30 protein-coding genes and 1 riboswitch are annotated in these 25,087 nt (G+C 42.2%); of the genes, 18 read left to right on the top strand and 12 right to left on the bottom strand.

Annotated elements, in window-relative coordinates; genetic code table 11:
* Positions 1-254 precede the first annotated feature (254 nt).
* Positions 255-836: a TIGR00730 family Rossman fold protein gene (locus tag P4361_RS22730; RefSeq protein WP_328091144.1), complete on the bottom strand. Its 582-nt coding sequence runs from the start codon at positions 834-836 to the stop codon at positions 255-257.
* A 126-nt stretch (positions 837-962) separates the two neighbouring features.
* On the opposite strand from P4361_RS22730, the gene P4361_RS22725 reads away from it, so the two are divergent.
* From P4361_RS22725 to P4361_RS22715, 3 genes are read left to right on the top strand one after another with little or no spacing between them, the layout of a single operon-like run.
* Positions 963-1,898 carry an aminoglycoside phosphotransferase family protein gene (locus P4361_RS22725; RefSeq protein ID WP_328091143.1) on the top strand — a complete coding sequence of 312 codons (936 nt, stop codon included), beginning with the start codon at positions 963-965 and terminating at the stop codon, positions 1,896-1,898.
* A 4-nt stretch (positions 1,899-1,902) separates the two neighbouring features.
* Positions 1,903-2,490, top strand: coding sequence for a DUF4937 domain-containing protein (locus P4361_RS22720; RefSeq protein ID WP_328091142.1), 588 nt, complete (start codon positions 1,903-1,905; stop codon positions 2,488-2,490).
* A 26-nt stretch (positions 2,491-2,516) separates the two neighbouring features.
* Entirely contained in the window at positions 2,517-2,969 is a 453-nt protein-coding gene (locus P4361_RS22715; protein WP_256227987.1) for a VOC family protein, read from the top strand.
* Positions 2,970-3,012: 43 nt separating this feature from the next.
* Here P4361_RS22715 and P4361_RS22710 read toward each other — a convergent pair whose 3' ends face one another.
* Positions 3,013-3,396, bottom strand: a complete 384-nt coding sequence (locus tag P4361_RS22710) for a VOC family protein (RefSeq protein ID WP_328091141.1) — start codon at positions 3,394-3,396, stop codon at positions 3,013-3,015.
* A gap of 432 nt (positions 3,397-3,828) precedes the next feature.
* Here P4361_RS22710 and P4361_RS22700 point away from each other — a divergent pair, with 432 nt between their 5' ends.
* On the top strand, positions 3,829-4,329 hold the full coding sequence (locus tag P4361_RS22700; protein ID WP_328091140.1) for a YbhB/YbcL family Raf kinase inhibitor-like protein: 501 nt from the start codon (positions 3,829-3,831) through the stop codon (positions 4,327-4,329).
* 14 nt (positions 4,330-4,343) lie between these two features.
* On the opposite strand, the gene P4361_RS22695 is transcribed toward P4361_RS22700, so the two are convergent.
* Positions 4,344-4,868, bottom strand: a complete 525-nt coding sequence (locus P4361_RS22695; protein WP_328091139.1) for an N-acetyltransferase — start codon at positions 4,866-4,868, stop codon at positions 4,344-4,346.
* Between the two features lie 151 nt (positions 4,869-5,019).
* Between P4361_RS22695 and P4361_RS22690 the strand changes: the two genes are divergently transcribed.
* From P4361_RS22690 to P4361_RS22680, 3 genes are read left to right on the top strand one after another with little or no spacing between them, the layout of a single operon-like run.
* Positions 5,020-5,763, top strand: coding sequence for an ABC transporter ATP-binding protein (locus P4361_RS22690; protein ID WP_328091138.1), 744 nt, complete (start codon positions 5,020-5,022; stop codon positions 5,761-5,763).
* Positions 5,741-6,793: an ABC transporter permease gene (locus P4361_RS22685; RefSeq protein ID WP_328091136.1), complete on the top strand. Its 1,053-nt coding sequence runs from the start codon at positions 5,741-5,743 to the stop codon at positions 6,791-6,793. The genes P4361_RS22690 and P4361_RS22685 overlap by 23 nt, the downstream gene beginning before the upstream one ends.
* A 29-nt stretch (positions 6,794-6,822) precedes the next feature.
* On the top strand, positions 6,823-7,488 hold the full coding sequence (locus P4361_RS22680) for a TetR/AcrR family transcriptional regulator (RefSeq protein WP_328091135.1): 666 nt from the start codon (positions 6,823-6,825) through the stop codon (positions 7,486-7,488).
* A gap of 1 nt (position 7,489) precedes the next feature.
* Here the strand turns inward: P4361_RS22680 and P4361_RS22675 are convergent, their stop codons facing one another.
* Positions 7,490-7,984, bottom strand: coding sequence for a hypothetical protein (locus P4361_RS22675; RefSeq protein ID WP_328091133.1), 495 nt, complete (start codon positions 7,982-7,984; stop codon positions 7,490-7,492).
* Between the two features lie 96 nt (positions 7,985-8,080).
* Between P4361_RS22675 and P4361_RS22670 the strand changes: the two genes are divergently transcribed.
* Together P4361_RS22670 and P4361_RS22665 are read left to right on the top strand one after the other, a co-directional pair.
* Positions 8,081-8,665 carry a vWA domain-containing protein gene (locus P4361_RS22670; protein WP_328091131.1) on the top strand — a complete coding sequence of 195 codons (585 nt, stop codon included), beginning with the start codon at positions 8,081-8,083 and terminating at the stop codon, positions 8,663-8,665.
* A 114-nt stretch (positions 8,666-8,779) separates the two neighbouring features.
* Positions 8,780-10,417, top strand: a complete 1,638-nt coding sequence (locus P4361_RS22665) for a M3 family metallopeptidase (RefSeq protein ID WP_328091130.1) — start codon at positions 8,780-8,782, stop codon at positions 10,415-10,417.
* A gap of 57 nt (positions 10,418-10,474) precedes the next feature.
* On the opposite strand, the gene P4361_RS22660 is transcribed toward P4361_RS22665, so the two are convergent.
* Entirely contained in the window at positions 10,475-11,029 is a 555-nt protein-coding gene (locus P4361_RS22660; RefSeq protein ID WP_328091129.1) for an XRE family transcriptional regulator, read from the bottom strand.
* 111 nt (positions 11,030-11,140) lie between these two features.
* Here P4361_RS22660 and P4361_RS22655 point away from each other — a divergent pair, with 111 nt between their 5' ends.
* Positions 11,141-11,728 (top strand): LysE family transporter, encoded by a 588-nt coding sequence (locus P4361_RS22655; protein ID WP_328091128.1) that lies wholly within the window; start codon positions 11,141-11,143, stop codon positions 11,726-11,728.
* 141 nt (positions 11,729-11,869) lie between these two features.
* On the opposite strand, the gene P4361_RS22650 is transcribed toward P4361_RS22655, so the two are convergent.
* Entirely contained in the window at positions 11,870-13,315 is a 1,446-nt protein-coding gene (locus P4361_RS22650) for a DEAD/DEAH box helicase (protein ID WP_328091127.1), read from the bottom strand.
* 273 nt (positions 13,316-13,588) lie between these two features.
* Positions 13,589-13,779, top strand: a riboswitch (Lysine riboswitch).
* 92 nt (positions 13,780-13,871) lie between these two features.
* Between P4361_RS22650 and P4361_RS22645 the strand changes: the two genes are divergently transcribed.
* Positions 13,872-15,335, top strand: coding sequence for an amino acid permease (locus P4361_RS22645; RefSeq protein WP_328091126.1), 1,464 nt, complete (start codon positions 13,872-13,874; stop codon positions 15,333-15,335).
* A gap of 247 nt (positions 15,336-15,582) precedes the next feature.
* Here P4361_RS22645 and P4361_RS22640 read toward each other — a convergent pair whose 3' ends face one another.
* The 3 genes from P4361_RS22640 to P4361_RS22630 all read right to left on the bottom strand — a co-directional run bounded on the left by P4361_RS22640 (position 15,583) and on the right by P4361_RS22630 (position 17,235).
* Complete coding sequence (locus P4361_RS22640) at positions 15,583-16,110, bottom strand: hypothetical protein (protein WP_328091124.1); 528 nt, start codon at positions 16,108-16,110, stop codon at positions 15,583-15,585.
* A gap of 601 nt (positions 16,111-16,711) precedes the next feature.
* Positions 16,712-16,840 carry a hypothetical protein gene (locus P4361_RS22635; protein ID WP_328091122.1) on the bottom strand — a complete coding sequence of 43 codons (129 nt, stop codon included), beginning with the start codon at positions 16,838-16,840 and terminating at the stop codon, positions 16,712-16,714.
* A gap of 17 nt (positions 16,841-16,857) precedes the next feature.
* Positions 16,858-17,235 (bottom strand): DUF2500 domain-containing protein, encoded by a 378-nt coding sequence (locus tag P4361_RS22630; RefSeq protein WP_328091120.1) that lies wholly within the window; start codon positions 17,233-17,235, stop codon positions 16,858-16,860.
* Between the two features lie 160 nt (positions 17,236-17,395).
* Here P4361_RS22630 and P4361_RS22625 point away from each other — a divergent pair, with 160 nt between their 5' ends.
* Positions 17,396-17,836: a hypothetical protein gene (locus tag P4361_RS22625; protein WP_053355865.1), complete on the top strand. Its 441-nt coding sequence runs from the start codon at positions 17,396-17,398 to the stop codon at positions 17,834-17,836.
* Entirely contained in the window at positions 17,824-18,120 is a 297-nt protein-coding gene (locus tag P4361_RS22620; RefSeq protein ID WP_053355864.1) for a YxcD family protein, read from the top strand. The genes P4361_RS22625 and P4361_RS22620 overlap by 13 nt, the downstream gene beginning before the upstream one ends.
* An 18-nt stretch (positions 18,121-18,138) precedes the next feature.
* Here the strand turns inward: P4361_RS22620 and P4361_RS22615 are convergent, their stop codons facing one another.
* On the bottom strand, positions 18,139-18,633 hold the full coding sequence (locus P4361_RS22615; RefSeq protein WP_256227970.1) for a PaaI family thioesterase: 495 nt from the start codon (positions 18,631-18,633) through the stop codon (positions 18,139-18,141).
* A gap of 165 nt (positions 18,634-18,798) precedes the next feature.
* On the opposite strand from P4361_RS22615, the gene P4361_RS22610 reads away from it, so the two are divergent.
* The 4 genes from P4361_RS22610 to P4361_RS22595 all read left to right on the top strand — a co-directional run bounded on the left by P4361_RS22610 (position 18,799) and on the right by P4361_RS22595 (position 21,219).
* Positions 18,799-19,338 carry a dihydrofolate reductase family protein gene (locus tag P4361_RS22610; protein WP_328091119.1) on the top strand — a complete coding sequence of 180 codons (540 nt, stop codon included), beginning with the start codon at positions 18,799-18,801 and terminating at the stop codon, positions 19,336-19,338.
* A gap of 101 nt (positions 19,339-19,439) precedes the next feature.
* Positions 19,440-19,775, top strand: a complete 336-nt coding sequence (locus P4361_RS22605; protein ID WP_328091118.1) for a metalloregulator ArsR/SmtB family transcription factor — start codon at positions 19,440-19,442, stop codon at positions 19,773-19,775.
* Between the two features lie 12 nt (positions 19,776-19,787).
* Positions 19,788-20,312 (top strand): SRPBCC domain-containing protein, encoded by a 525-nt coding sequence (locus tag P4361_RS22600; RefSeq protein ID WP_328091117.1) that lies wholly within the window; start codon positions 19,788-19,790, stop codon positions 20,310-20,312.
* 298 nt (positions 20,313-20,610) lie between these two features.
* Complete coding sequence (locus P4361_RS22595; RefSeq protein WP_328091116.1) at positions 20,611-21,219, top strand: class I SAM-dependent methyltransferase; 609 nt, start codon at positions 20,611-20,613, stop codon at positions 21,217-21,219.
* A gap of 38 nt (positions 21,220-21,257) precedes the next feature.
* Here the strand turns inward: P4361_RS22595 and P4361_RS22590 are convergent, their stop codons facing one another.
* Entirely contained in the window at positions 21,258-22,763 is a 1,506-nt protein-coding gene (locus tag P4361_RS22590) for an NCS1 family nucleobase:cation symporter-1 (RefSeq protein WP_328091115.1), read from the bottom strand.
* Between the two features lie 208 nt (positions 22,764-22,971).
* On the opposite strand from P4361_RS22590, the gene P4361_RS22585 reads away from it, so the two are divergent.
* A complete protein-coding gene (locus P4361_RS22585) occupies positions 22,972-24,063 on the top strand; it encodes a threonine aldolase family protein (RefSeq protein ID WP_425590306.1) in 1,092 nt (363 codons plus the stop codon).
* Between the two features lie 209 nt (positions 24,064-24,272).
* Here P4361_RS22585 and P4361_RS22580 read toward each other — a convergent pair whose 3' ends face one another.
* Positions 24,273-24,785 carry a GNAT family N-acetyltransferase gene (locus P4361_RS22580; protein WP_328091113.1) on the bottom strand — a complete coding sequence of 171 codons (513 nt, stop codon included), beginning with the start codon at positions 24,783-24,785 and terminating at the stop codon, positions 24,273-24,275.
* Positions 24,786-25,087: the final 302 nt, after the last annotated feature.

The following is a 25,087-nucleotide window of genomic DNA, read 5'->3' as shown; positions in this document are numbered from 1 at the left end:
GAAAATCACATTTTCTTCGTGCGATACACCGCTGCCGGAGCCTTCCTTGTCCTGCGGGACTAGCGTGACAGGTGAGACTCCCGCATGCGCTAGCGCCAAGAGGCTCACCGCACGCCCCGCGGAAAGCGAGCAGCCTGGAACGGAAATCAACAGCTTACAGACTTCTTGGACAGCCCCTTTTTGTATCCAGTCTTATATGGCGTTGAAGTTTATTAATTGCAGAATAATTGGATCTTCTTGCTCCGGCATCCTGTTTACGTTTGATCTTCGGTAAGGTATGTTTTTACGGCTGGCGGTTCATAGTTGCTGAATTGATTCAGTAGATCTTGTGGAGTGGGAGCTGTTAGTGCCATCTCACGGTACTTTTCTTGCATAAATCCTTCGGCCGTCATGTGGTTAAACAAGGAGATCAGAGGATCGAAATAGTGATTGATATTTAACAGACCGCAAGGCTTTTGATGTAAGCCTAATTGTGCCCACGTGAAAATCTCAAAGAATTCTTCCATGGTTCCTGGTCCGCCGGGTAAAACGATGAACCCGTCCGCCAATTCAGCCATTCTTGCTTTTCTTTCATGCATGGAATCTACCACGATAAGATTGGTTAAGTTCTTATGGGAGATTTCTCTTTTTTTCAGAAAGTCTGGCATGATTCCTGTTACTTGTCCACCATGCTGCAGTACGGAATCAGCAACGGCTCCCATCACGCCTACACTTGCCCCGCCATACACGAGTCCGATGTTGCGTTCGGCCAGTTCTTTCCCCAGTTTCGCAGCTTCTTTAACATAGATTTCCGATACACCATTGCTTGAGCCACAGAATACAGCTAGATTTTTCAAATGAATCTCCTCCTTTTATCCGCAGTTAAAATTATATCAGTTCCTTGGGCAGCTAACAGGAAGGAGATTTTCACCCCTCTTGACGAATACAAGTAAGTGGAAAATAAAGGTGGAGGTTTCATAAGAATGAAGTTAGATTGGGTGAGATCAAGGATAAGATCGCTTTCGGCTGCTGAAAAAATGAAGCACATTCCTAAAGGCTATTCTGGAGATCAGAAATACGCTGTAACATTAAAGGGCGGCAGAAAGGTTTTATTGAGGATTGCCGCTATAGGGGATTATGAAAGGAAAAAATCCGAGTTCCAGCTGTTAAGCAAAATCATGAGGTATCCCGTTCAGACACCGGAGCCTATTGAAATAGGAAAGCTGGAGGAGATGGACATCTGTTTTTATGTGCTTTCTTACATAGAGGGAGAAGATGCAGGTGAGGTATTGCCCAAGTACACGGAAAGGGAGCAATATGAGATTGGTCTAAGAGCGGGGAAGGACTTGTGGAATTTGCACCAGTATCCAGCACCTGAGACCATTGAGCTATGGTATGAAAGGGTGACGGACAAGTTTTACAGATATTTGGATGCCTATAAGACTTGTGGTGTCAAAATAAAAAATGATGAGAAAATCATGGCTTTTATCGAGGAGAACAAACATTATTTAAAAAGCCGTCCAAACCAGTTTCAGCATGACGATTTCCATCCAAGCAACCTTATTGTGAAGAACAAACAATATGCAGGAGCCATTGATTTTAACCGCTTTGATTGGGGCGACCCTTATCATGACTTCTGTAAGGTCGGTTTATTCAGTAAAGAGGTGAGTGTTCCTTTTTCCATTGGGCAAATCAATGGATATTTTGAGAATAAGATCCCTGAGGATTTTTGGATGATTTACTCTCTTTATATGGCTATGAATGTTATGTCTGCCATCGTATGGACGATCAGGGTCACACCAGATCAAATCGATGAAATGGCAGACCGATTACATAAGGTGCTGGAGGATCATCAAGATTTTGAAGTGCTGGAGCCGAAATGGTATAAAGCTCATTCCTTCTCGGTTAATCAGGTGTGAGCTGATGCTTATTAAACGAATATCCTGCAAAGTAAAAGAAGGACATCAAGATTTATTTTATGACTGTCAAAAACAATGGGGAACGCTTAGTCAGGTGAAAGGGTTTATCGGACAACTGGGAGGATGGAGTGATCATAAGCAATCGACTGCTTGTATCTATGCTTTCTGGGAAAGCCAACAGGATTATCAGTATTTTATGGATGAGATCCATGATCAGATTTTTTCAGCCTCAGGGCAAGGAAAAACCTATACTTTGATAGAGATAGATTTTTTCCAAGAAGAGCTGAGAATCACCGGTTTGGAAAATCAATTTGCAGATGTTATAAGAAATGCCAAATATATTTATTCGGTTATACAGCAAGCTGAAAAACATGGCTGGAATGCAGGCTTGCAAAAAGCCAAGGGAATGCTGGGAGGCACATTTGCATCGTCCCAAAAAGATAGGGACACTTTCCTTGTATGGTTAGCCTGGCAGTCTGAGAAGCAGCAAAGAAGGACTCTGCCACAAGGTGGTGCGGCAGAATGGGCAGATGAAAAGTTTAGTGTCATAGAAGCTTGGCGAGTGTGTCCGAGCATTATTGATAGAGACTGAAGAATGATAAGCAGGAGGGACTGACCATGTTTCCAGGAACGCTGTACGAAACCCATGTCAAAACCAAAAATTTAGAAGCGGCTATGGAGTTTTATACGAGGTTAGGGTTAGATTTGGCCCATACAATTGAAGATCGGCGTGTCGCATTCTATTGGTTTGATAAAAATAATAAGCGCGAACAAATGCTGGGCGTTTGGGAAGTACCGGAAGAAGAGTTTCATAAAAGCCATTTTGCGTTCAAGGTTACGTACGATGACATTATTCATGCAAGTGAATGGCTGCTTACTAAAGGGATAAGGCCAAGGGCTGCTTTTGGACTTGAACCTACGGAACCCATGGTGCAAACCTGGACACCTACTGCGAATCTCTACTTTTATGATCCGGATGGCAATTCATTAGAATTTCTTTGCTTGCTTCCGGAAAAGAAAAATGTGGAGAAGGATGTTATGTACTTAAGTGAATGGGAGAAACTTTCGTAAAAATAGATGAAGCAGGAGCCTTTTGGGTCCCTGCTTTTTCATGCTAGCTGTTACAGATCATTAAAACGTTGCCGTCTGGATCCTGAAAATTAAAATAGGCAAATTCTCCGATCCGTTCGATGTCTTTTACAATGGTTATCTTCTTTTCATTGATGAATTCATAGGCTTTATCAATATCCGGTACATAAAAATTGAACAGGACATGCGGCGAAGGTTCGAAAACAAAGTCAGGATCAAAGCTGTGGTCATCCAATGTCAGGCCTGTTTCAGTGGTAACCGGCAAGTTGTAAACGGGTGATTCTACGTTCTCTGGGTTAAACAATGCGCCAAGAAGTCGGCTGTACCATTCTGCGGATTTCTTTAAGTCTTTGACATGGATAAACACATTATTTACTTTACAAGCGATGGGCGAAGCGGTTGAGTTCATGATTTCACCACCTTTTGGTTATATTTTACAAAATACTTATTCAATAGTTTTCAGGAAAATCCTCCAGGAATGAAAGGAGAACAGGGTGCGATTTTCCGTTCCAAAAAACACGATCCAAGAAATCAGGGGGATGAGATGGTTTTTGCCTCATTGATTGTGGATGCTATTAAACCTTCATTAGACTAGGAGTCTTTCCATAAGATGAACTGAGTGGGGGTTTTTAGATTAAGAATTTATGAAAATGATGTGTTATGTGAGTAATAGTGTGAAAATGGTGAGTAAAGTCTGAATTTCCGTGAGTAAAGGTGCTAAAACGGTGAGTAAAATCTATATTCCCGGGAGTAATTGCGTTAAAACGGTGAGTAAATCGGGGCAAGCCGATCAGAAGCGGATAAAAAGGCGGTCTGTGATGAGCTTTTTGGGGTGGATCAAATGGATGTAAAAAGCAGTGGGATTATTAATGGCATTATCCAGCCGCAATACGGGAAGTTTGGCACTCAATTTTATAAGGGAATGCCTACATTTTCTCTTCCGGTTACAATCTGTAATTATCCAGAGGGAACGAGGGCTTTTTCGATTACGCTCATTGACTATGATGCTGTACCGGTCGTGGGTTTTCCGTTTATCCATTGGCTGGTTGCAAATCTGCCTAAGGACTCTCTTGCTTCTAATGAGAGCAGCACAAATCCCAAGCTCATTCAAGGCGTAAACAGCTTTGCTTCGCCCCTTCGTCCGAACCCTTTAACGCCCGCTGAAGCTTCCCGATATGGGGGCATGGCACCTCCAGACAAGCCGCATGTCTATATGCTGACAGTGTTTGCCCAATGTGAATGGATCCCGTTGCAACAGGGTTTTTACTTGAATGATTTATATAAATGCTTGAAACATTGTACCCTTGCAACTGCCACTGTCACGGGCCTTTATTTTAGTTGATAACGTACTGGTCCTTATTCGAAGAAAGCAGGAGAGTATTCAACAATTCCTTGAACACCCTTTAAACTGTCCTGCTGAAGTTCCATTGCCATGAACAGTTCACCCGGCACTTCAAAAGGTGCTTTGATTCCCCATAGAGCTGCTTTCTTAAATCCAAACTTAGGATAGTATTCAGGATGCCCCAATACGACAACAGCTTTGTAGTTCAATTCTTTCGCTTTTTCTAAGCCGGCTGTAATAAATGCTTTTCCAATTCCCAGGTTCTGGTGTGAAGGTAAGACAGATACCGGGGCTAGGGCTAACGCTTCATAAGATTGGGTATCATTTTTTAACTGCACTTTAGTATACAGGATATGTCCCAAGATTTTACCGCCGTCTTCATAGACGAGTGAAAGTTCAGGAATAAATTCCTTGGAAGATCGTAACCGTTTCACAAGTCCGTGTTCTTTCTGATCACTATAGGGCGCGTGTTTAAACGCTTGTTTAATAACGTCTTCCGTTGTTTGAAAATCTTCCTTTTTCTCTATACGAATAGGCATTAATTTTTCTCCTTTTACTTTCTTTTTTATAACTACATAGTAAAGGAAAAGAGCATAGTAGGAAAGTGAGTGGACACTCACCCGTTGACAGAAAAAGAATACACGTTAGAATAAAAGTGAGTGAGTAATCACTTTTATGAGGGGGATAATAATGAACCATAGTGTAAAAATAGCGAATATCAGTAAGAGTTTCGGGAAAAATCTGGTTTTAGATGATATCAGCTTAACGATTGAAGAAGGAAGAATTTATGGATTTATCGGGCCTTCAGGATCTGGAAAGACCACACTTGTTAAACTGTTGGTAGGCATGGATTCGCCGGACAAAGGTACGGTTCATGTATTGGAGCAGAGAGTTCCTAACTTGGCGCTGCTGCAGCACATCGGCTATATGGCGCAGTCTGATGCTTTGTACCTGAATCTAACGGGCAAAGAGAACTTGAAATTTTTTGCTTCCCTCTACAAGATGCCTAAGACAGAGGCGGCGGAGCGGATATCTTATGCCGCAGATCTCGTAAATCTGACGGCTGACTTAAATAAACGGGTTTCTGCCTACTCCGGCGGTATGAAGCGAAGATTATCGCTGGCTATCGCATTGGTCCACAACCCTAAACTTCTTATTTTGGATGAGCCGACCGTGGGGATTGATCCGGAGCTGCGGCTGAATATATGGAATGAATTATTGCGGCTGAAAAACGAAGAAGGAAAGACGATCATCGTAACGACGCATGTCATGGACGAAGCGGAACGGTGTGATTTGGTTGCGATGATCAGAGAAGGCCGCATATTGGCTAACGGCACACCAGACGAATTAAAAGAGTTGTATCAAGCAGAGAATTTTGATGAAGTCTTTTTAAATGCGGGGAGGAAAAGTCATGAGAACAGCAGCTCTAATTAAACGGATCTTTCAAGAGATGTTCCGTGATAAACGGACGTTAGCGCTGTTGTTTGTTGCTCCTTTGCTGATTTTATCCCTGATGTATTTATTATTTAACTCCGACACTATCAATCCGAAGCTGGGAGTGACTGGTGCGGATCATCAGCTTGTTAAGGCACTGGAAAAAGCCGACATTCATACGGTTCACTATAAGAGAATAACCAATACGAAGAATACGATAAAAGGAGATGATCTTGATGCTATTTTACAGTATAAAGATTCTCACTGGAAATTAACCCTGCAAAATAATGACCCGACAGCCGCCAAAGCCTTGCAGATGAAGGTTCAACAAACCGTATCCCAATTTCAATCAGCACTTATGAATAAGGGGAACGCAGGCCTTCCAAAAGAAAATATCAAGACAGCATACATCTACGGAAATAGCGATACCGATTTTTTTGATGTCCTGAGTCCTGTGCTGGTTGGTTTTTTTGTTTTCTTTTTCGTTTTCCTCATTTCGGGTATTGGTTTATTAAAGGAACGGACATCAGGTACTTTGGAACGATTAATGTCTACACCCATTCGCAGATGGGAAATTGTAATGGCCTATCTGGTTGGATTTGGAACGTTTGCCGTCATACAAACCGTAATTGTCGTACTGTATGCCATTAATATTTTAGATATGGTTCTGGAAGGATCCATTTGGAGTGTTATTTTAATTAACTTATTATTGGCATTGGTGGCTTTGTCATTGGGAATCCTTTTATCATCTTTTGCCGCATCCGAATTTCAAATGGTGCAATTTATCCCAATAGCAGTCGTTCCACAAATCTTTTTTTCAGGAATCATTCCCCTTAATGGCTTGGCAGACTGGCTGCAAGCCGTTGCTAAAGTGATGCCCCTTTATTATGCGGCAGATGCACTAAAAGGTATAATGTATAAAGGAATGGAAATAAGCGATATTAGTGGAGATCTTATTGCACTCGTGCTATTTGCTTCGTTCTTTACTGTACTGAATGTATTTGCATTGAAAAAGTATCGTAAATTATAAAGGTTAAAAGCTCGAAAGTAGGGATGAAATTGTTTAAAGGCAGTCTCTTGGAGGCGATGGTTGCCCATGCATCAGATAACAAAAAACAAACGGATAAACAGCAGAAGATTTTGGAGTCGGCCATTAGAATCTTTGCAGAAAAAGGATATACAAACACCTCGACAAGTGAGATTGCCAAAGCTGCCGGTGTAGCTGAGGGGACCATTTTCCGTAAGTATGGAACAAAGGATAATTTATTGCTCTCGGTGATCGTTCCCTTTATAAAAGACTTATTTCCTGCTATGGCTGAGGGTGTTTTTAATGAAGTGATGTCAAAAGACATTCTAAGTTTTGAAGATTTCTTACGGGCTTTCTTGAAAAACAGAATTGTCTTCTTTAAAGAGAATATGGAAATATTCCAGATTGTTGTGAAAGAGATGCTCTATAACGTGGAATTACGAAACGAATTACTGCCTTTTTTTAAGGAAAATGTCACTCCGCGTCTCATTAAAGTCATCAACATCTTTAAAGAACGAGGAGATTTAGCAGATATTCCAACAGAGTTGATTCAAAAAATGGTGTTTACTTTCGTTGGCGGATATTTTGTTTCTCACTTCGTCTTGCTGCCAGAAAACTCATTTGGGGATGAGGACGAAGAAATTGAAAATATGATCAGATTTGTGATGGATGGCGTACGGAACAGGAAAGAAACTTAAATTATAAAGGCTTTACCCCTAAATTGTACAACGCCTCATTCACATCCTGAAGATTATAGATTTCCTTCTCCAAACAAAATTGAATGACCAGGTCTGATGTATCACTGTCAGACAAAGAGAAGCCGGCAGAGCTTAGAAGCTCACCGGCTTCTTCTATGTTTAATTGAAGAGCCAGGGCGAGTGAAATGACCGTATTTTTTCGCGGGCGGTAATCAGGATTGGAACGGATTTTTGAAAAATGGCGGCGGTCAATTCCTGCTTTTTTGTAGATTTCGGAATCACTGGCGCCTCTTTGATCGATATAGCTGAACAAGAGATGACGGAGGGAAGGTTTGCGTCTGGACTGGATAAACTCGTCAAGGTCCGCTGGCTGTCGATCTTCTTCAAGGATTTCGCTCTCTAGAGGTGCACAGGCATGTAAAATCTCTGCCGGAGAATGGTTCAGGCAGTAGTCTACATATTCTTTTAGTTCAATCAGAGTTTTTTCTGCGAGCATTGTGATGACCTCCCCAAAATGTCGCTTGCCAGGCGACCAACTGATGGCAGAATCCAGCTATTATTATAGCATGAAGAATAGAAGGGGATGGGACGCATGAATCACAATAAAACGGAGATAATCTTTCTGCTGGACCGGAGCGGATCAATGGCAGGGCTTGAAGAGGAAACGATCGGCGGGTTTAACAGGCTGATTGAAAAACAATGCCGGCCGGAAGGAGAGACTGAAATTACGGCGATCCTTTTTGATGATCAGTATGAGGTCGTATGGACTGGGAAAAACGCCAGAGAGGCAAGGCTGTCAGACAAAGAGTATTTTGTAAGAGGCTGTACCGCACTGCTGGATGCCATAGGTAAAGCGATCGTGGATACCGGGCGCAGGCTAGCAATGACAGACGAGAGTGAAAGGCCAGACAAGGTCATCTTCATCGTTACAACTGATGGGATGGAAAACGCGAGCACGGAATTTACCTATCCCAAAATAAAAGAGCTGATCAAGCACCAGCAGGAGAAATACAGCTGGGAGTTTATATTTATGGGAGCGAACATCGACGCCGTGAAGGAAGCGGACAGCATTGGAATTTCAGTCGATAACGCCTATAACTTTGAGGCTTCATCACATGGGGTAGAGGAGATGTATGCTGTCATGTGTGAAGCGGTGGCGGAGAAAAGGGAGAAATAAGCAGCAGTAAGGCAGGATCCTGGTAAAGGAATCTGCTTTTTTAATTGTAAATATAAGAAGGTAATCATTCTTGGTTTGTCAAAAATATACATATCGTCAATTGGAGGGATCTCTTTGAAACCAATAACATTACATACCCGTTGGAATTTAGATAATTTATATAATCAGTATAGTTTAAATGATTTTATTACCCATTTAGCTGCATTAAAGTCTATTATTCAAGATGTAGAAGAGCAGACAACATCTCTTAATCTTTCAGAAGCCATTAAACAAATTGAGAAAGCAGAATCATTTTATTACTGTTTAACAGCAGAAGATATGGACTCATCCGTATTAACAACAATCCAATCGTTGATTTACTCATTAAAATCACGCTTGCAGATTATAATTTCAAACCAATCAAAAGAAAATAAAGCTCCAGAAGATGAACTATTAAATAAACTATCAAGCTTTACAAGTGAAACATTAAAAGGGTATGAAGATCTTTACACACAAGTTCGAAGCAATCTCAAAGTTAAAGTGGATTTTGGAGAAGGAGAAAAAGAACTGACGTTTAATGAAGCTAATCATTTGGCTTTGACTCATCAGTCCTCTTTAGTGAGAAAAAGGGTATTTGACGCTTTAAATCACACCCTAAAAACGCAATCTAATGTTTTTGGTTCCATTTATAATCAAATTGTGGGGAGAAGAATAGATCTTTATAAAGAAAAGGGACAAGATTTCCTCGAAGACTCATTGATTAGGAACGGCTTATCAAGTACAGCTCTTAAAAGTATGTGGAATGAAATAGATGCTGAAATCCCTAATTTGGTAAAGTTTTTAAAAGGCAAAGCTGGCCACAATAAGATATCATGGCATGAATTAATGTCTTCTTCCCAGGAGGTTCCTTACCAAATTAGTTTTTCTGAGGCTGTTGATCAATTGAGGAAAGCACTGGAACAGGTAGATACAGAGATGTCTAATTTCGTTTTAATGGCTGTTATGAATAGATGGGTTGATGCAGAACCGAGCCAATCGAAGCCGTCTGGTGGATTTTGTGCACCATTTATTGATGCAGGAGAGTCGCGAATCTCATTAAATTACGATAGCACCATAGATAGTGCTAGAATACTGGCACACGAGTTAGGACATGCATGGCATTTTAAACAACTCGATTCTTCGTCATCTCCGCATTTATTAGAAGATCGTTTTGAAATGACGGTGGCAGAAACAGCTTCGATTTTCTTTGAGAGTGCGTTTATAGATTATGTAATTCAGGATACAAAAGATAATTCACTGAAGAAAGCTTTAATTGGATGGAAATCTGAGCGCAGCTTTAATTACCTAATGTCAATAAGAGGTGCTTTCTTATTTGAGCAGCGCTTCCTTGAAAAAAGGGGAGATGCCTCTTTAACTTCCCAGCAGATAGAAGAACTATCTTTAAAAGCGCAGGAAGAGGTATATGGTGGAAGTCTTAATGAATATCAGCCATATGTGTGGATTAAGTACATACAATTTTATCGAACTGAAATCCCCTTCTATAATTATCCTTATACATTTGGATTCCTGTTAAGTATCGGTTTGTTGGAATTATCTAAAATAGATAAAGAACAATTTCCACAAAAATATAAAACTTTTTTAAGTCAGACAGGGATTGTACCAGTTGAAACCCTAGTTAAGGAGCTATTTAATATTGACCTATCTCAACCAAAATTTTGGCGGCAAGCTATACAAAAAATTTTAGAAGACATAAAACTTTATCTAAAACTTTAAAACTTTTTAAAAAGCTTTAAAAAAGCACCAGCCGAGTACTTTTTCTGCCGGTGCTTTTTAATGTGGATAATAGATGGTCATACTCAAGCGGGTCAAGATATCACCGGAGTTATGATAGACGTGGGGCCTGTCGGCTCTGAACCGGATAGAGTCCCCATTTTTCACGGTGTATTCTATGTTGTTTACACGTACGGTTAATTCCCCGTCAAAAACAGTTACAAATTCTTCGGTGCCTTCTCCATGAGCGTCAGAGCTTAGAAAGCCGCCTTTGTCGATCTCGACGGAATACATTTCAAATCGGCGGTCATCCTGGAATGGAAAGTAGGGATATACTCTGTATTTTCCGTTGTCCTCTGTTAATGCTTGTACTTCGCTTCGCAAGACTACTTTCGTATCGGGCTGCGGATCATTGATCAGGGAAGTAAACGAGATCTTTAGTCCATTGGCGATTTTCCAGATCGTCGTAATGGTAGGGCTGGATTCACCTCTCTCAATTTGTCCAATCATTGTTTTGCTTACACCGGTCAGTTCAGCCACTTTTTCAAGGCTTAATTTTTTGTTTTCCCGAAAGGCTTTTAAATTTTTCGCAATGATAAGATGGATTTCCTCCATAAATAACCTCCAGACCTATTTACAATATAACGACCGTTCTGTACAATATATTGAAAATCGTTATAGTGTTCAATATAGACATTATAACATACGCAACGGAGGGGAATCACAATGTCCATCTTGTCTTTTTTGTTGTACGTGTTTGTTACAAGCTTCACTCCAGGTCCGAATAACATTATGGCGATGCTGTTTGCCAACCAATACGGTTTGAAGCGAACCCTCAGATTCTGTGTTGGAGTTGGAGCTGGATTCTTTATCATCATCATGCTGAGCAGCTACTTTAATCTTTGGCTGAAGAACTTCATACCAAAGATCGAGTTTGCGATGACGATCCTGGGTGCGGTCTATATGCTGTATCTGGCTTATAAGGTGTTAACCAGCAAAAGCAAGACTAAAAACAGCGGACGAGAAGACAAGAATAACAGTTTTAAAGCAGGCATGCTGCTTCAGTTCGTTAATCCAAAAGGCCTCTTATATGGCTTGACTGTCATTTCCACGTTTGTGATTCCCTTTTACCATTCCAATGCCAGCCTGCTGCTGATTTCATTATTTCTAGCGTTTATCGGCTTCCTGGCTACGTTTAGCTGGAGTCTGTTCGGTTCCATGTTTCAAGTCTTTTTATCAAAATACAGAAGAGCATTCAATGTGGTAATGGCCCTTTTGTTAGTGTATAGTGCGGTTTCGGTGGTTGTGGAATAAGATATCAATGATTTAAACGATCGTTTAAAGAGGCTGGTCATTAGGTCAGGTCTTTTTCTTCATATAATCTGGATCGATAGAAAAAAAGAGCACTGGCTGAGAAAAATGCAGCCGTGCTCTTTTGCTTATCAGAAGGATTATTTACTTTTTCGCTTTGCTGACTTTCAGTTTCTTGCCTTTAACTGTGGTATTTTCCATGGCTTGCAGGACAAGTGAGCCTTTTCCGTTAAGAATATCAACATAGGACCAATTCTCCTGGATGGTGATAATGCCGATATCATCTGCTGAGACTCCAGGGATTTTTGCGATGGTTCCAACGAAATCGACCGCTCGGATCTTCTTGTTTTTTCCGCCGCTGAAGTGGAGTTTCGTAATATCCTGGTTGATTCGGGCCGTTTTATTATTTCTCACGACTCGGCGCCCGCTGAGCTTTTCTTCAAAAGGCCGCTGCATTTTAGCCACTTCTTGTTTTGTCGGTGCTTCCGCTTCATCGATCTCAAAGCCGATGTATCTTTCGATGGCTCTAAGATACTTTCCTTCATAAGGCAATGCAAACGTAATGGCTCTTCCTTTTTTGCCGGCCCGGCCAGTTCTTCCTGTACGGTGGACATAGCTCTCTTTTTCCATAGGAACGTCATAGTTGATAACGAGGGTTACATTATCAATATCAATTCCTCTCGCAGCCACATCCGTGGCGACAAGATAACGGAAATTCCCGATCTTGAACCCGTCCATCACCGCGAATCGATCTTCTTGTTCCAATCCTCCATGAAGCTTTTCAACAGAATACTGAGAGGCTTCGAGCTCTGCAAACACGGTATCGACGTGCTCTTTCGTATTGCAGAAAATGATGCAGCTGTCCGGGTTTTCAACGACCGTCACGTCTTTCAGAAGAGCAAGCTTCACCTCTTCCTGAACGTTGATTAAAGAATGCTTGATCGTATCTGTCGTCATCCCGGCAGAAGCTATTTCGATTTTTGCTGGATCCTTCATATATTGATGGCAGAGATTTTCAATATCTTTTGGCAATGTTGCAGAAAAGACCATGGTTACTCTGTTTGAAGGAAGCTGTTTAATAATCTTTTTGACTTCATCAATAAAGCCCATGTTCAGCATTTCATCTGCTTCATCAATGATCAGGTACTTGATTTGGTCTAAGACGAGGGTTTCACGCTCGATATGGTCCATGACGCGTCCCGGTGTACCGACGACAACATGCGTTTTTTGTTTCAATTCTTCTTTTTGTTTCGCAAAAGGCTCTTTACCATATACAGCAACAGCTTTAATCCGCTTGAACCTTCCAATGTTGGTAAGGTCTTCACGAACTTGAACAGCGAGCTCGCGCGTGGGAGTAAGGATCAATGCTTGTGGCCGTTTTTCTTCCCATTCCAGCATTTCGCATACCGGAATACCAAAGGCTGCTGTTTTTCCGCTGCCTGTTTGGGATTTTACGACGAGATCTTGCTTTTCCAGAGCTAATGGTATGACTTCAGTCTGAACCTCAGTCGGAGTTTCATATTTCAACACTGTAAGTGCTCGTTTTATTTCATCGCTTATACGATAATCGTTAAAACTTCTATTATTCATGTAGGAACCTCGATTTTTTATATTATCCAGATTCAGCATAACCTGAATAGTGTTCATTATACTTGAAATGATGGACAATCGGGTTTAATTTTAAACGATTGTTTAAAGGAACCTTTCCGTATGATCGTAGGTGATAGGTAAACAATGATATAATGAGGGAATTAATTCAAAAGTGAAAATGCTGGCAATAAAAAACAGTTGAAGGAACGACAGCGCTGTTTTATAATAACTTTTAGCGTTAACTAACTTGATATTAAAAAATCCTCATCAATCCGATGAGGTAGAGGTCGCGGCTTTTATAAGTAGGACGTACGAGATGCAGAGGACATCATAGACTCCGTGTGAAAGGAAAAGCTGCCGAAATTTGTGCTTAACTCTGGAAGTATGAATTGGGGCTGTATTCGAACAGGAACAGCACTGTCACACCCACGAATAACCGGTGGGTGGGATGCGCTATCTTACGGAAGGCATGATGCGGATTAATAATAATCGTCGCCCAATGCTTGGCGGCTTTTTTTATTTCCCACTCCTTCCTAAAACGAAAAGGAGTTTTTTTATGCGAAACACAGCACGGAATCCATCACAACCGCAGTCGCCAAACGCGGACAATGAATTAAAGCGGGGACTGAAATCCCGCCATTTAACGATGATCTCTCTTGGGGGAACGATCGGAACAGGATTATTTTTAGCAAGCGGAGGATCCATTCATACTGCAGGGCCAGGCGGCGTTCTGTTTTCATATGTAGCGATTGGAATCATGGTGTTCTTCTTAATGACAAGCCTCGCAGAAATGGCGTCTTACATGCCGGTTGCGGGTTCATTCAGCACGTATGCTTCAAAATTTGTGGATCCATCACTAGGATTCGCGCTCGGCTGGAACTATTGGTACAACTGGGCAATCACCATTGCAGCTGAACTTGCTGCCGTAACATTAATCATGAAATTTTGGTTTCCAGATACACCTTCATTTATCTGGAGTGCACTGTTCCTAGGCATTATGTTCTTATTAAATTATTTATCGGTAAAAGGGTTTGGTGAAGCAGAATATTGGTTCTCTCTGATCAAAGTCATTACGGTCATCATCTTCTTGATCTTAGGAACACTTATGATCTTCGGCATTTTAGGCGGAGATCCGATCGGATTTAAGAACTTTACGATCGCTGACGCACCGTTCCACGGCGGATTCTTTACGACGCTTGGCGTATTTATGGCTGCAGGTTTCTCCTTCCAGGGAACAGAACTGTTAGGGGTTGCGGCAGGAGAAACAGAAGATCCGAAAAGGAACATCCCGAAAGCGATCAAAAGTGTGTTCTGGCGTATCCTTTTGTTCTATGTTCTGGCAATCTTGGTCATTTCTTTAATCATTCCTTACACAGACAGCCGATTGGCAAGCAGCGATATTACTGTAAGTCCTTTTACACTTGTCTTTGATAAAGCAGGAATTGCGTTTGCGGCTTCCGTTATGAACGCGATCATCTTAACAGCAGTATTATCTGCCGGTAACTCCGGTATGTATGCATCGACCCGTATGCTTTGGGATATGGCACGAGACGGAAAGGCACCTAAGTTTCTGGCGAAGCTGGATTCCCGCGGTGTACCGGTTCCAGCCCTAATTGTAACAGCCGCTGTAGGAGCTGTAGCTTTCTTTGCTTCACTGTTCGGTGACGGCGTCATCTACACTTGGCTGCTGAATGCCTCCGGGATGTCCGGTTTTATCGCCTGGCTCGGAATTGCGATCAGCCATTACCGATTCAGAAGAGCGTATGTGGCACAGGGGCGGAATTTAAAAGAACTGCCTTACTTGGCAAAATGGTTCCCAATCGGTCCGATCTTTGCTTTCGCTCTCTGTTTTGTCGTTATCCTCGGTCAAAACTATTCTGCCTTTACAGGCGGAAGCATCGATTGGAAAGGAGCCCTTGTTTCTTACATTGGGATTCCGATCTTCCTGGCTGTTTGGTTAGGCTATAAATTCAAACACAAAACAAAAGTCGTACCGCTTAAAGAGTGTGATTTTGAATAAGAAATAAGAGAAGCAGGAGCCTTTCGGGGTTCCTGCTTTTTTAGTGAAAAAGGTATCGTCTTCTAAACGCAGAACATATAAATTAACACTTACGTCAAGTGAAGGGGAATGGCAGCGAAAATAGAGAACGCAGGAGCATATAGGGGTTCCGAGTGTAACCTGTAGCGAATCAAAGAGGCCAAGCTCAATATTGAGCAGGGTCTCTTTATTGTTAGAAGTTGTTACCAAATGGAAGTTGTTTTACTAATTAGTAAAACAACTCTCTAAGCACATTCGGAAAATGGTAAACAGGGTTATGCATGTACCCACGTGTTTTTACATTTCTTTTGCGCTCTGATTTGAAAAGATTTTTGTTCCCGTGGTAAAGAGAGATATACCATATTTTCACCATCTGGTAGAACTCGCGATATTCACGGTTGGACAGTGAAAGATCTTGCGGAAATCCGATGTCATAAAGCCGTTCCATAAAGAAGTTTTCGGCAATCTTATCGGTTTCCTCGGAGATCTTCCCGCGCTTCACATCAAAACCTTTATGCTGCAACTGACGCTCGAATCCATTCAGTGTATTTCCTCTGCAGAGCAGCACGGCTTCATCTTTTGGAACATTTAACTGGGTGAGAAGAGACATAATGTACTCTTCCTTAGAGGTTTTTAATGATGTTTCAGAGGGGAGCGGGACATAGACAGCCGCTTGTTCTCCGGTTTCCATTCTTCTGGCTGCGAACACTTCTCCTAATATGGGGCATCCATTTCCTGCATCATCTACTTCAATCATTTAAAAGATTCTCCTATTGTATATTCTTATAGAACATTAACTCTCAGCTTCAATTTCATCAGCAAAGGCATTCATCTCGCTTTGAATGTGGTCGGCCAGGTCTGCATTGGTGTAGATATCTATTCCAGGCTCACCAGGACTGTCGATGAAAGCAACAATGATGAAAGCCGTCCTTTTGTTTGGCTGTTTTCGTAACCTTTGTTGCTCTTAGGGGTAGTTGATTTCCGTTTCAGGATGCTCGATTTCCGCGCGTCTCACCCGTCGCTTAAGTCTCGCTCCTTGCACTCCAACCAACTTGTCAAAGAAGCTCTTTACAAAAATGACTAAAAGCAACAATCTTTTAAAAAGGCTGTTTTCGTAACCATTGTTGCTCTTGAGAGTGGTTGATTTCCGTTCCAGGATGCTCGCTTTCCGCGGGGCGTGCGCTGAGCCTCCTCGGCGCAGGCGCCTGCGTAGTCTCACCTGTCACGCTTTCCCCGCAGGAGTCTCGCACCTTGCACTCCAATCAACTCGTCAATGAAGGCTTAAAAAATGTTCCCAAAGCAATAATCTTTTAGAAAAGAGCCTTTAAAAAAGAGCCTAGAGGAATCCGAGCTCTTTATTACTGTTTGATATGGTTTTCTAATTCAGCGACTTTCTGCTCAAGCTGCTTTACTCTTTTAGTGGCATTTATTGCGTAAACAAATCCCATGAGGCCAAAGACAAATCCGATGAACGCGTAGGTTTGCATAATAGATCCTCCAATCGTCAGTTGATCTCCGACTGAATGCTTCGATCAAATCCAAGATACCTTGTACCCTGAAAGCTGAGTTCCCCGGTATCTCCTTCTACCAGCATACCATATTCATCGCCTTTAACTTTAAGCTCTATTCTTTCTCCGTCATTCAGCTGGAATGTTACATAGTAATGGTTATAGGCACGGGTTTCTCCGCCGCCTTGGATATCGGTTCGTTTCGTAATCACCTTGGCTTTTTTGTTTGATACGGGTGAGTTATTGTTATGACTCCATTGAGCGGCACCTTTTACAATGGAAATAACAATGGTTGAAATAACGATAATCGCAATAATACCAATAAAAATAGGAACAAAATTAGACATGAAATCCCCTGCTGGATCGTCGAACATCTTACATCCTCCTGATGTATTTTTTCCTTATTTTAACATTTTAGAGTTTGTATTTGAAATACTTCTTTAAAATTTTGGTTTTATATGAAACTTTTTGTTATCCTTTTCGTATAGGTAAGAGTTGAGATCTAAGATTACTAAATGGAGGAAGGAATAGAGAATGTTAAAGAAGATTATTGCGGCTACCTTGGTTATGACGTTTGTATTGATGCCTGTGAAAGATATTGTTTTCCATGATCAGTCACAAACGGTAAGTGCGAAAGGCTATCGTTCGGGGGTAAAATCCTTTAACTCTGGTGGTAAAAGCAGCAACAACTCATTTTTTCAAAATAAGAGCCAAAACAAGCAAAAAAGCTTTTTCAACAAAAATAATAGCTATTCTGCGAAAGCTAAAAAGGGCGGATTCATGAAAGGTCTGATCTATGGCGGAATCGCTGGTATGCTTTTCGGTGGACTGTTAGGAAACCTTGGCGCTTTTGGTTCATTCCTTGGGTTAATGATTAACATTATCGCTGTTCTTATCATCATTTCCCTCATTTCGAGAATCTTTGCGAACTTAAGAAACAGCCGCAAACCAAAGGATGACCGATGGAACAGATAATGGTATCAGAGCAGGACATTATTAATGCTCTATGCTTGTTCCTCGCTCATAAAAAAGAAGTTGCGCCAGAAGACGTTCAAGTAGAACTGCTGTATGATGACGATTACGGTTTCTCGGCGGAAGCCTATGTGGGCGGCAGAAAACAAGTAATGATTGAAGCCAACCTGATAGAGGCACTCCGGTTTTGGCTGGATACACAAATGAATATCGATCCGATTTCAGCTGGCCTGGAATTGGTCCTGGATGACGAAGAAGGCATTGTGGCTTACGTTAGAACCAGATAAAACAAAAACACCAATCTTTTAGGGATTGGTGTTTTTTGCGTTTTGCAGGAAGGAGTCAGGCATGACAACTGCTGTGACTTGTCCTTTTACGCAGAGAGTTTCACCGGCAAACACTTCAGTATGTACCTTCCATTTCTTCGGATGAACTTCTTCCAGCGTTCCGATAGCTTTCAATGCTAAGCCATGCGGGGTAGGCTTCATAAAATCAACCTTCAGCGAGGCGGTTACAAATCGCGGTGGTTCTGCTCCGTCACCTGGTTCATGGCCATTTTTCCGGTGAAGGGCGAGAGCAGCTGAACCGGTTCCGTGGCAATCAATCAGCGAGGCAATTACTCCGCCATATACAAACCCCGGTACAGCCGTATGCTCGGGCTGAGGTGTGTAGATTGTTTCGGTCTTTTCTCCATTCCATCTTGTCTTGAAATGGTGGCCATCTTCATTCAGCTTTCCACATCCATAACACCATGAATAATCGTCAGGATACACGTCCTGAACGGCCTTTTGTTCTGCCATTTTTATTCACTCCATTCTTTTCTGCTCATTTGTTTCTTTCCACAGGTTAAGGTGATATTCCTTGTTTCCCTTTTTTAAAAAGACATAGTTTATTTGAAAGTACCTTGTGGATGGAAGACAAATCATTTGTATACTTTAGTTAAGAATAAACAGTGAGGTGAAGAGATGGTGAAGGAACGAAAAGTAGTCGTATATATTGCAGCCAGTCTTGATGGATTTATCGCTAAGAAGGATGACGATATCAGCTTCCTGTCGATGGTGGAACAGCCTGATGAGGACTATGGATACAGAGAATTTGTGAAGACGGTCGATACAGTGATCATGGGGAGAAAAACGTATGATAAAGTGTTAACCTTTGGGATTGATTTTCCTCATAAGGAGAGAAAGTGCTATGTGCTCTCAAGAAGCAAGAAGGATACGGATGAAAATGTGGAGTTTTACAACGGAAACCTTAATGAACTGATTCAAACCCTGAAAAAAGAAGAAGGAAAGAACATCTTTATTGATGGCGGGGCAGGGGCGATTAAAGAGTTAAAAGAACAAAATCTTATTGATGAGTACGTGATTTCGATCATTCCTGTTTTGTTGGGGAAAGGAATTCGGTTGTTTGCAGAAACGGAGAATGAAAGCAGACTTCAGTTTGTAGAGAGCAAGACGTTCGATACAGGACTGGTTCAGCTGCATTATCGGACTGTTATAGATTAATAATACTAAGGTTGCTTCGGCAGCCTTAGTTATTTTTTTGAATATTCCTTTACAAGAATATTCGATTCGGGTTATATTAGATGTGAAAGGAGAAACGATAGATGATCGCGAACATCAATGCCACATTATCTGCACTTGCCGAGCCTAAGCGCTTACAAATGATTGAGCTATTGCGTGAAGGTCCTCTCACTGTAGGGGAAATTGCTGAACGGCTTGGGCTTCTCCAACCACAAACTTCCAAACACCTCAGAGTTTTAAATCAAGCTGGATTTGTCGAGGTTCATGCTATTGCTAATAGGCGGATCTACAAGCTGTCTCAGCAGCCTTTCAAGGATTTGAATAAATGGCTAGTATCCTTCCAGAACGTTTGGGAGGGAAGATTTGATCGTTTGGATGATTATTTACTTAAAATGCAAGAAAAAACGGATGAACCTTAAGGAGGAATTGAAATGTCTGTAAACCATGGAACAAACCCTTTAAAAACAGCCGTTGAGGGCCAGGTACTTATTATGGAGAGAACATTCAACGCTCCTAGAACTCTCGTATATCAAGCATTTTCGCAGCCCGAGCACTTGTCAAAATGGTGGGGGCCCAAAGGATGGGAAACTGAAATTCGCCAGTTTGACTTTCAGGCTGGTGGCGTATGGTTTTATTGCATGAAGTGTATGGATAAGAATCAAGGAGACTTTTATGGCCAGGAGTCGTGCGGCAAAGCCGTGTTTCAGGAGATTCTTGCACCTGAGAAGATTGTTTACAAAGATTACTTTACTGATGGAGAAGGAAATGAGATGGAAGGCATGCCCGAAATGCTGGTGACCCTCGAATTTGCGGAGTATGAAGGCGCAACAAAAGTCATTATACGTACACAATTTGCTACGGAAGAAACCCTTCAGCAAGTCAAGGATATGGGCGTCGTTGAAGGATTCTCCTCACAAATGGAACGTCTGGATGATCTTTTGGAGCAGCTGCAATAAGAGATTGATAAACAGTAAGGGGCTGTCCAGAAAGTCGAAAATTGACCTTCAGGCAGCCCCTTTTTGGCTTGAAAAATCTTCAATAAAAAGTTAATTGAAGTGGAAGGTGCGAGACTCCAGCGGGACGAGCGTGACAGATGAGACCATTTAGACGCTTGCGCCGAGGGGCTCATCGCACGCCCCGCGGAAAGCGAGCATCCTGAAACGGAGATCAACTGCTCCCAAGAACAACAAAGGTTACGAAAACAGCCTTTTTGTTTTAGAATGTAATGAGAAGACATAGACAGGAGCACCGAGAATGAAAGAACAGGAATATGACGCCTTGCTTTACATAGAAACCGTGGGGGATCAAAAGGGATTTAATTCGTCCGCCCACTACCACCGTTATGAACCGACACCTTATGCAGCATTGGAGGATTTGGTTCAGCAATATGAACTGAAAAGCACTGACCGGCTCGTTGATTTTGGATGCGGGAAAGGACGGGTCAGCTTTTACATCCATCATTTTCAAAAGGCAATGGTTACGGGAGTCGAGATGAATGAAGGCTTTTATCAAGAGGCTATGGAAAACAAGGAACGATACGTGGAACAGCATACAAAGAGCAAGGATGATATTCACTTTCATTGCGGGCTGGCGCAGGAGTATCCCATCCATCCGGAAGACAACCGTTTCTATTTCTTCAATCCGTTTTCCATGCCGATTTTTATGAAGGTCATCCATAATATTCTTTTATCAGTGGAAGCCTCATCAAGAGAAGTGGAGCTGATCCTGTATTATGCCACTGAAGAGTACACATATTTTTTAGAATATCAGACGGCTTTTGAATTGAAAGAGGAAGTAAGGCTGAAGGATCTTTATGAAAAGAATCCTTATGAGAAGTTTTTGATTTATAATCTGAACATATAAAAACAGGACCTGCCTCAATGAGCACGTCCTGTTATCTTTTATTCTGCAATACGCTCAATCGGTTTGTCGGACGGAAACTGGGTGATGTTTTCGTATTCACCCGGCCGCAAGACGCTTTGGTCACCTTTCATCAAATAGGTGTAGGCAAACATGGAGATAAATAAACCAAACGTCCATGCGTTATCCCATAGAAAACGAAGCCCAGGAACAATCAAGCCGAGCACGGGTATGGCGACTCCAATAATCAGTGCGTACACACCGTTTTTATTGTAGCCGGAAGTGTAGTTGTACCGGCCGTTCAGTTCATACAATTCTTTCAGGGCCATCTGTCTGCGGCGGACGAGCCAATAGTCGGCAATCGCGATGCCGTCGATCGGGCCAAGCAATGCTCCGTACGTTCCGAGCCAGCCGAAGATATAGTTTCCGAAGTTGGACATGATGAACCAAGGCTGCATGAGGATAGCGAAAACGCCGGTGATGAGTGCGCCGATGCCGAATGTGATGCGTTTAGGATAGAGATTTTCAATTGCACGGGCGGGAGCAACGATATTCGCACCGACATTGATGGTAAGGGATGCCATGGCGATAATAATGGTTCCTAAGAAGATAATGAATGGAGGGAATTTTGCAAGCAGCTGAACAGGATCCCAAATCGCTGAACCGAAAATAACAACCGTGGCTGATGTAACGGCGATTCCAATAAATGAGAAAATGCTCATGGTGAGAGGAAGAGAGAAGCTTTGTGCGATCATTTGTGATTTCTGGCTTTTGGCGTAGCGGCAAAAGTCAGGGATATTCAAGGCAAGGGTGGCCCAAAAGGCAATGACCCCTGTTAATGTAGGGAAGAACACTTTTAAGAACTCACCGGTCGTCGTGAACTTAGATGGTGTGGATAAAATCGGTCCCCAGCCGCCTGCATGAGTGAACGCCCAAATCATAAGAATAATAGCTGAGACTCCAACAACAGGCGCAGCGATCAAGCTTAAAATTTTTATTGCTTCAGGACCTTTGTAAGCCACCCCGACGTTCAACGCCCAGAATAAAGCAAAGATGATGGCGGTATGTCCGGTCAGGTTTTTCCAGGCTGGGAATGAGGCGGATAATAAGACATCGATGGCGGTTGTCCCAATCCATGTATTGATTCCGAACCATCCGGCAGCTACAAAAGCACGGGCTAGGGACGGGATGTGAGCTCCCTTGGATCCAAACCACAACCGTGCAAACACGGGATAAGGTATGCCGAATTTTGTTCCGGCATGGGAGTTTAATAGAATGGGAATGAGGACAATCACATTGCCCAGAAAGATCGTTCCGATGGCTTGCCACCAGTTCATGCCGAGAGAGATCATCCCGCTCGCCATCGTGTAGGCTGGTATACACAAGCACATTCCGATCCATAACGTCGCAAAGTTCAAGCCGCTCCAGGAATGCTCCTTTTCTGTCGTAGGCCTCAGATCATCGTTCCATAGTTCACTGTCACTTAAACTTCTAGTTACATCTTCGGACAAGGTTACGATACCATTTTGTTCAATTTGCGTTTTCATCAAAGATACCTCCCTTTTCTGGCAACTCAAATTAACGGTACAAAAGACGTGACGTTTCAAGCGACCCTCCTCACCTCTCGTTATTTTGAAACTCAAACTTTTAAAAAATTCGCCATATGAACAATAAAAACCTTCTTCCCAAAAATTAAAGGGGTATTACCCTCAGAAGAGAATAGTATCAAGGAAGTTTCTTTAAGAGAGAGGGAAAGTGAAATTGAGCGAAACATTTACAAATGCATTTAAACAGGCAGACTATCACGTCAGCGGCCACGGTTCGAGAAATCTTCAAGTATTAAAAGATGCCCTGGAAAGCTATGACGGCGGGATGGAAAGTGATATGTACGGAAGCGGGAAGGTCATTAAAGACTTTCAGGAGAAGATGGCAGAGGTGCTGGGAAAAGAGGATGCGGTGTTTTTTCCGAGCGGAACGATGGCCCAGCAGATTGCCCTTCGGATCTGGTGTGATGAAAAAGGACTGAAGAGGGTGGCATATCATCCTCTGTGTCATTTGGAGATACATGAGGAAGACGGGCTGAAGGAGCTGCATCACATCAAGCCCGTTTTGCTGGCTGATGAGAACCGTTTAATTGCGCTGGAAGATGTCGTGAATTTGAAAGAAGAGATTGCTTGTTTATTGCTGGAACTCCCACAGCGTGAAATCGGCGGCCAGCTGCCCGACTATACAACGCTTGAGGAAATCTCTGCTTACTGCCGAGAAAAAGGAATTAAGCTGCACATGGACGGTGCTCGTCTTTTCGAGATCCTTCCTTTTTATCAAAAATCAGCTGCGGAAGTTTGTTCACTTTTTGATAGTGTCTATGTATCTGTTTACAAGGGAATTGGCGGGATTGCGGGAGCTGTTCTGGCAGGTGGTAAGGATTTTACTGATAAATCGAAGGTATGGAAAAGGCGGCATGGCGGAGATTTGATCAGCCTTTATCCTTACATCCTGAGCGCGGACTTTTATTTTGACCAAAGGCAGGAGAAGATGGATCAATATTATAAAGAAGCGAAGGAGCTTGCCGGATTTTTTAATGAATGCCATAGAGTTTCTACAAGACCTGCCGAGCCTGTTTCAAATATGTTTCATGTCCATTTTAAGGCGCCTAAAGAGACGATGGAGTCTTTGTTGGCAGAATTATATGAAGAAACAGGAATTGGTCTTAGCGGCCACATCAGAGAGGTTAATGAACAAACAAGCTATTTTGAAGTAAGTGTTGGTGATTTATACGGTAAGGTGCCAGAAGAGAAGCTAAAGGCTGCTTTTCAGAAATTGGATGAGAAGATGAGAGGGCTTTAAAATGAACACAAAAAAAGATGCGCTTTACGTCGAGCGCATTTTTTTTATATGGTATCCATCATAAATCAATCCCGGTGTTCAAAGGTTTTGCAGGCCGTTTCTTCACATCGCATAGAACTTCCAGTTTCAAGATAACTGCCTCCTTAAATTGGTTTTGTTCACCATTACCCTTTAAGGAGAGGGGTTAATCTTTATGCAGGGATATTCTGTTAAACAAATTGGCTCATATAGATGTCGTCTACATAGTACCCGGGACGTAATTTAGCGTTCCTTTTCCGTCTGCCTTCTTCTATAAAGCCAAACTTTTCGTACAGATGGAGGGCTCTTTTGTTATTGGAAAATACCTCTAGGGAAACCTTTTCGACTCGTTCGTCCTTTTTCGCCCATTCCAGAAGATGCTGCAGTAATGAGCTGCCGATGCCTTGATCGGTGTATGGCTCTTGAATGCTCATGCCAAACATTCCTTGATGGCAAAACTTCTTTCTCGTGGATAATCGAAAGTTTAAGAGACCGATAATCTTTTGCTCGACTTCAGCCACGAGCAGCAGGCCGTGCTTTTCATGAGAGGCGATCCACTCTTTCTCTTCTTCAAGTGTAGTATTGAATTCTTCTGGACTGCTGGCAAGGAAGTCAGGGTATGCCTCTAAAACCTTTTGAATATGGATGAGGATCTGTTCGGCATCTGCTTCTGTTGCTTTTCTGATGGTATATTGGTTGATCAAAGGAATCCCTCCTATGTAAACAGGGTTATACTTCGTTTATTGATAATGTAGGTAACTTTAAACATAGACAAGAGAGCAAAAAGCAATCCCTATAATAGCAGAAAATTTGGAGTCGAGGTTATAACGCTTGCTAAGCTTGAAAACGATTCTGCCGGATACAACTCCGAGAGGGGCAGTATAATAATCCACATATCCATCACTATGCACCCATCCTCTTTCATCTAGTAAATGACTCTTTTAACATTCTTCACTTATCCTTTTATCCCTTTTAAAACATAAAGATAAAGGGGCTGTCCAGAAAG

Origin of the sequence: Fictibacillus sp. B-59209, from assembly GCF_036216745.1 — a bacterium.
In the GTDB taxonomy this organism is placed as follows: domain Bacteria; phylum Bacillota; class Bacilli; order Bacillales; family Fictibacillaceae; genus Fictibacillus_C; species Fictibacillus_C marinisediminis.
Note: the sequence above shows the minus strand (reverse complement) of the source record. Positions and strands in the feature narration are given on the sequence as shown.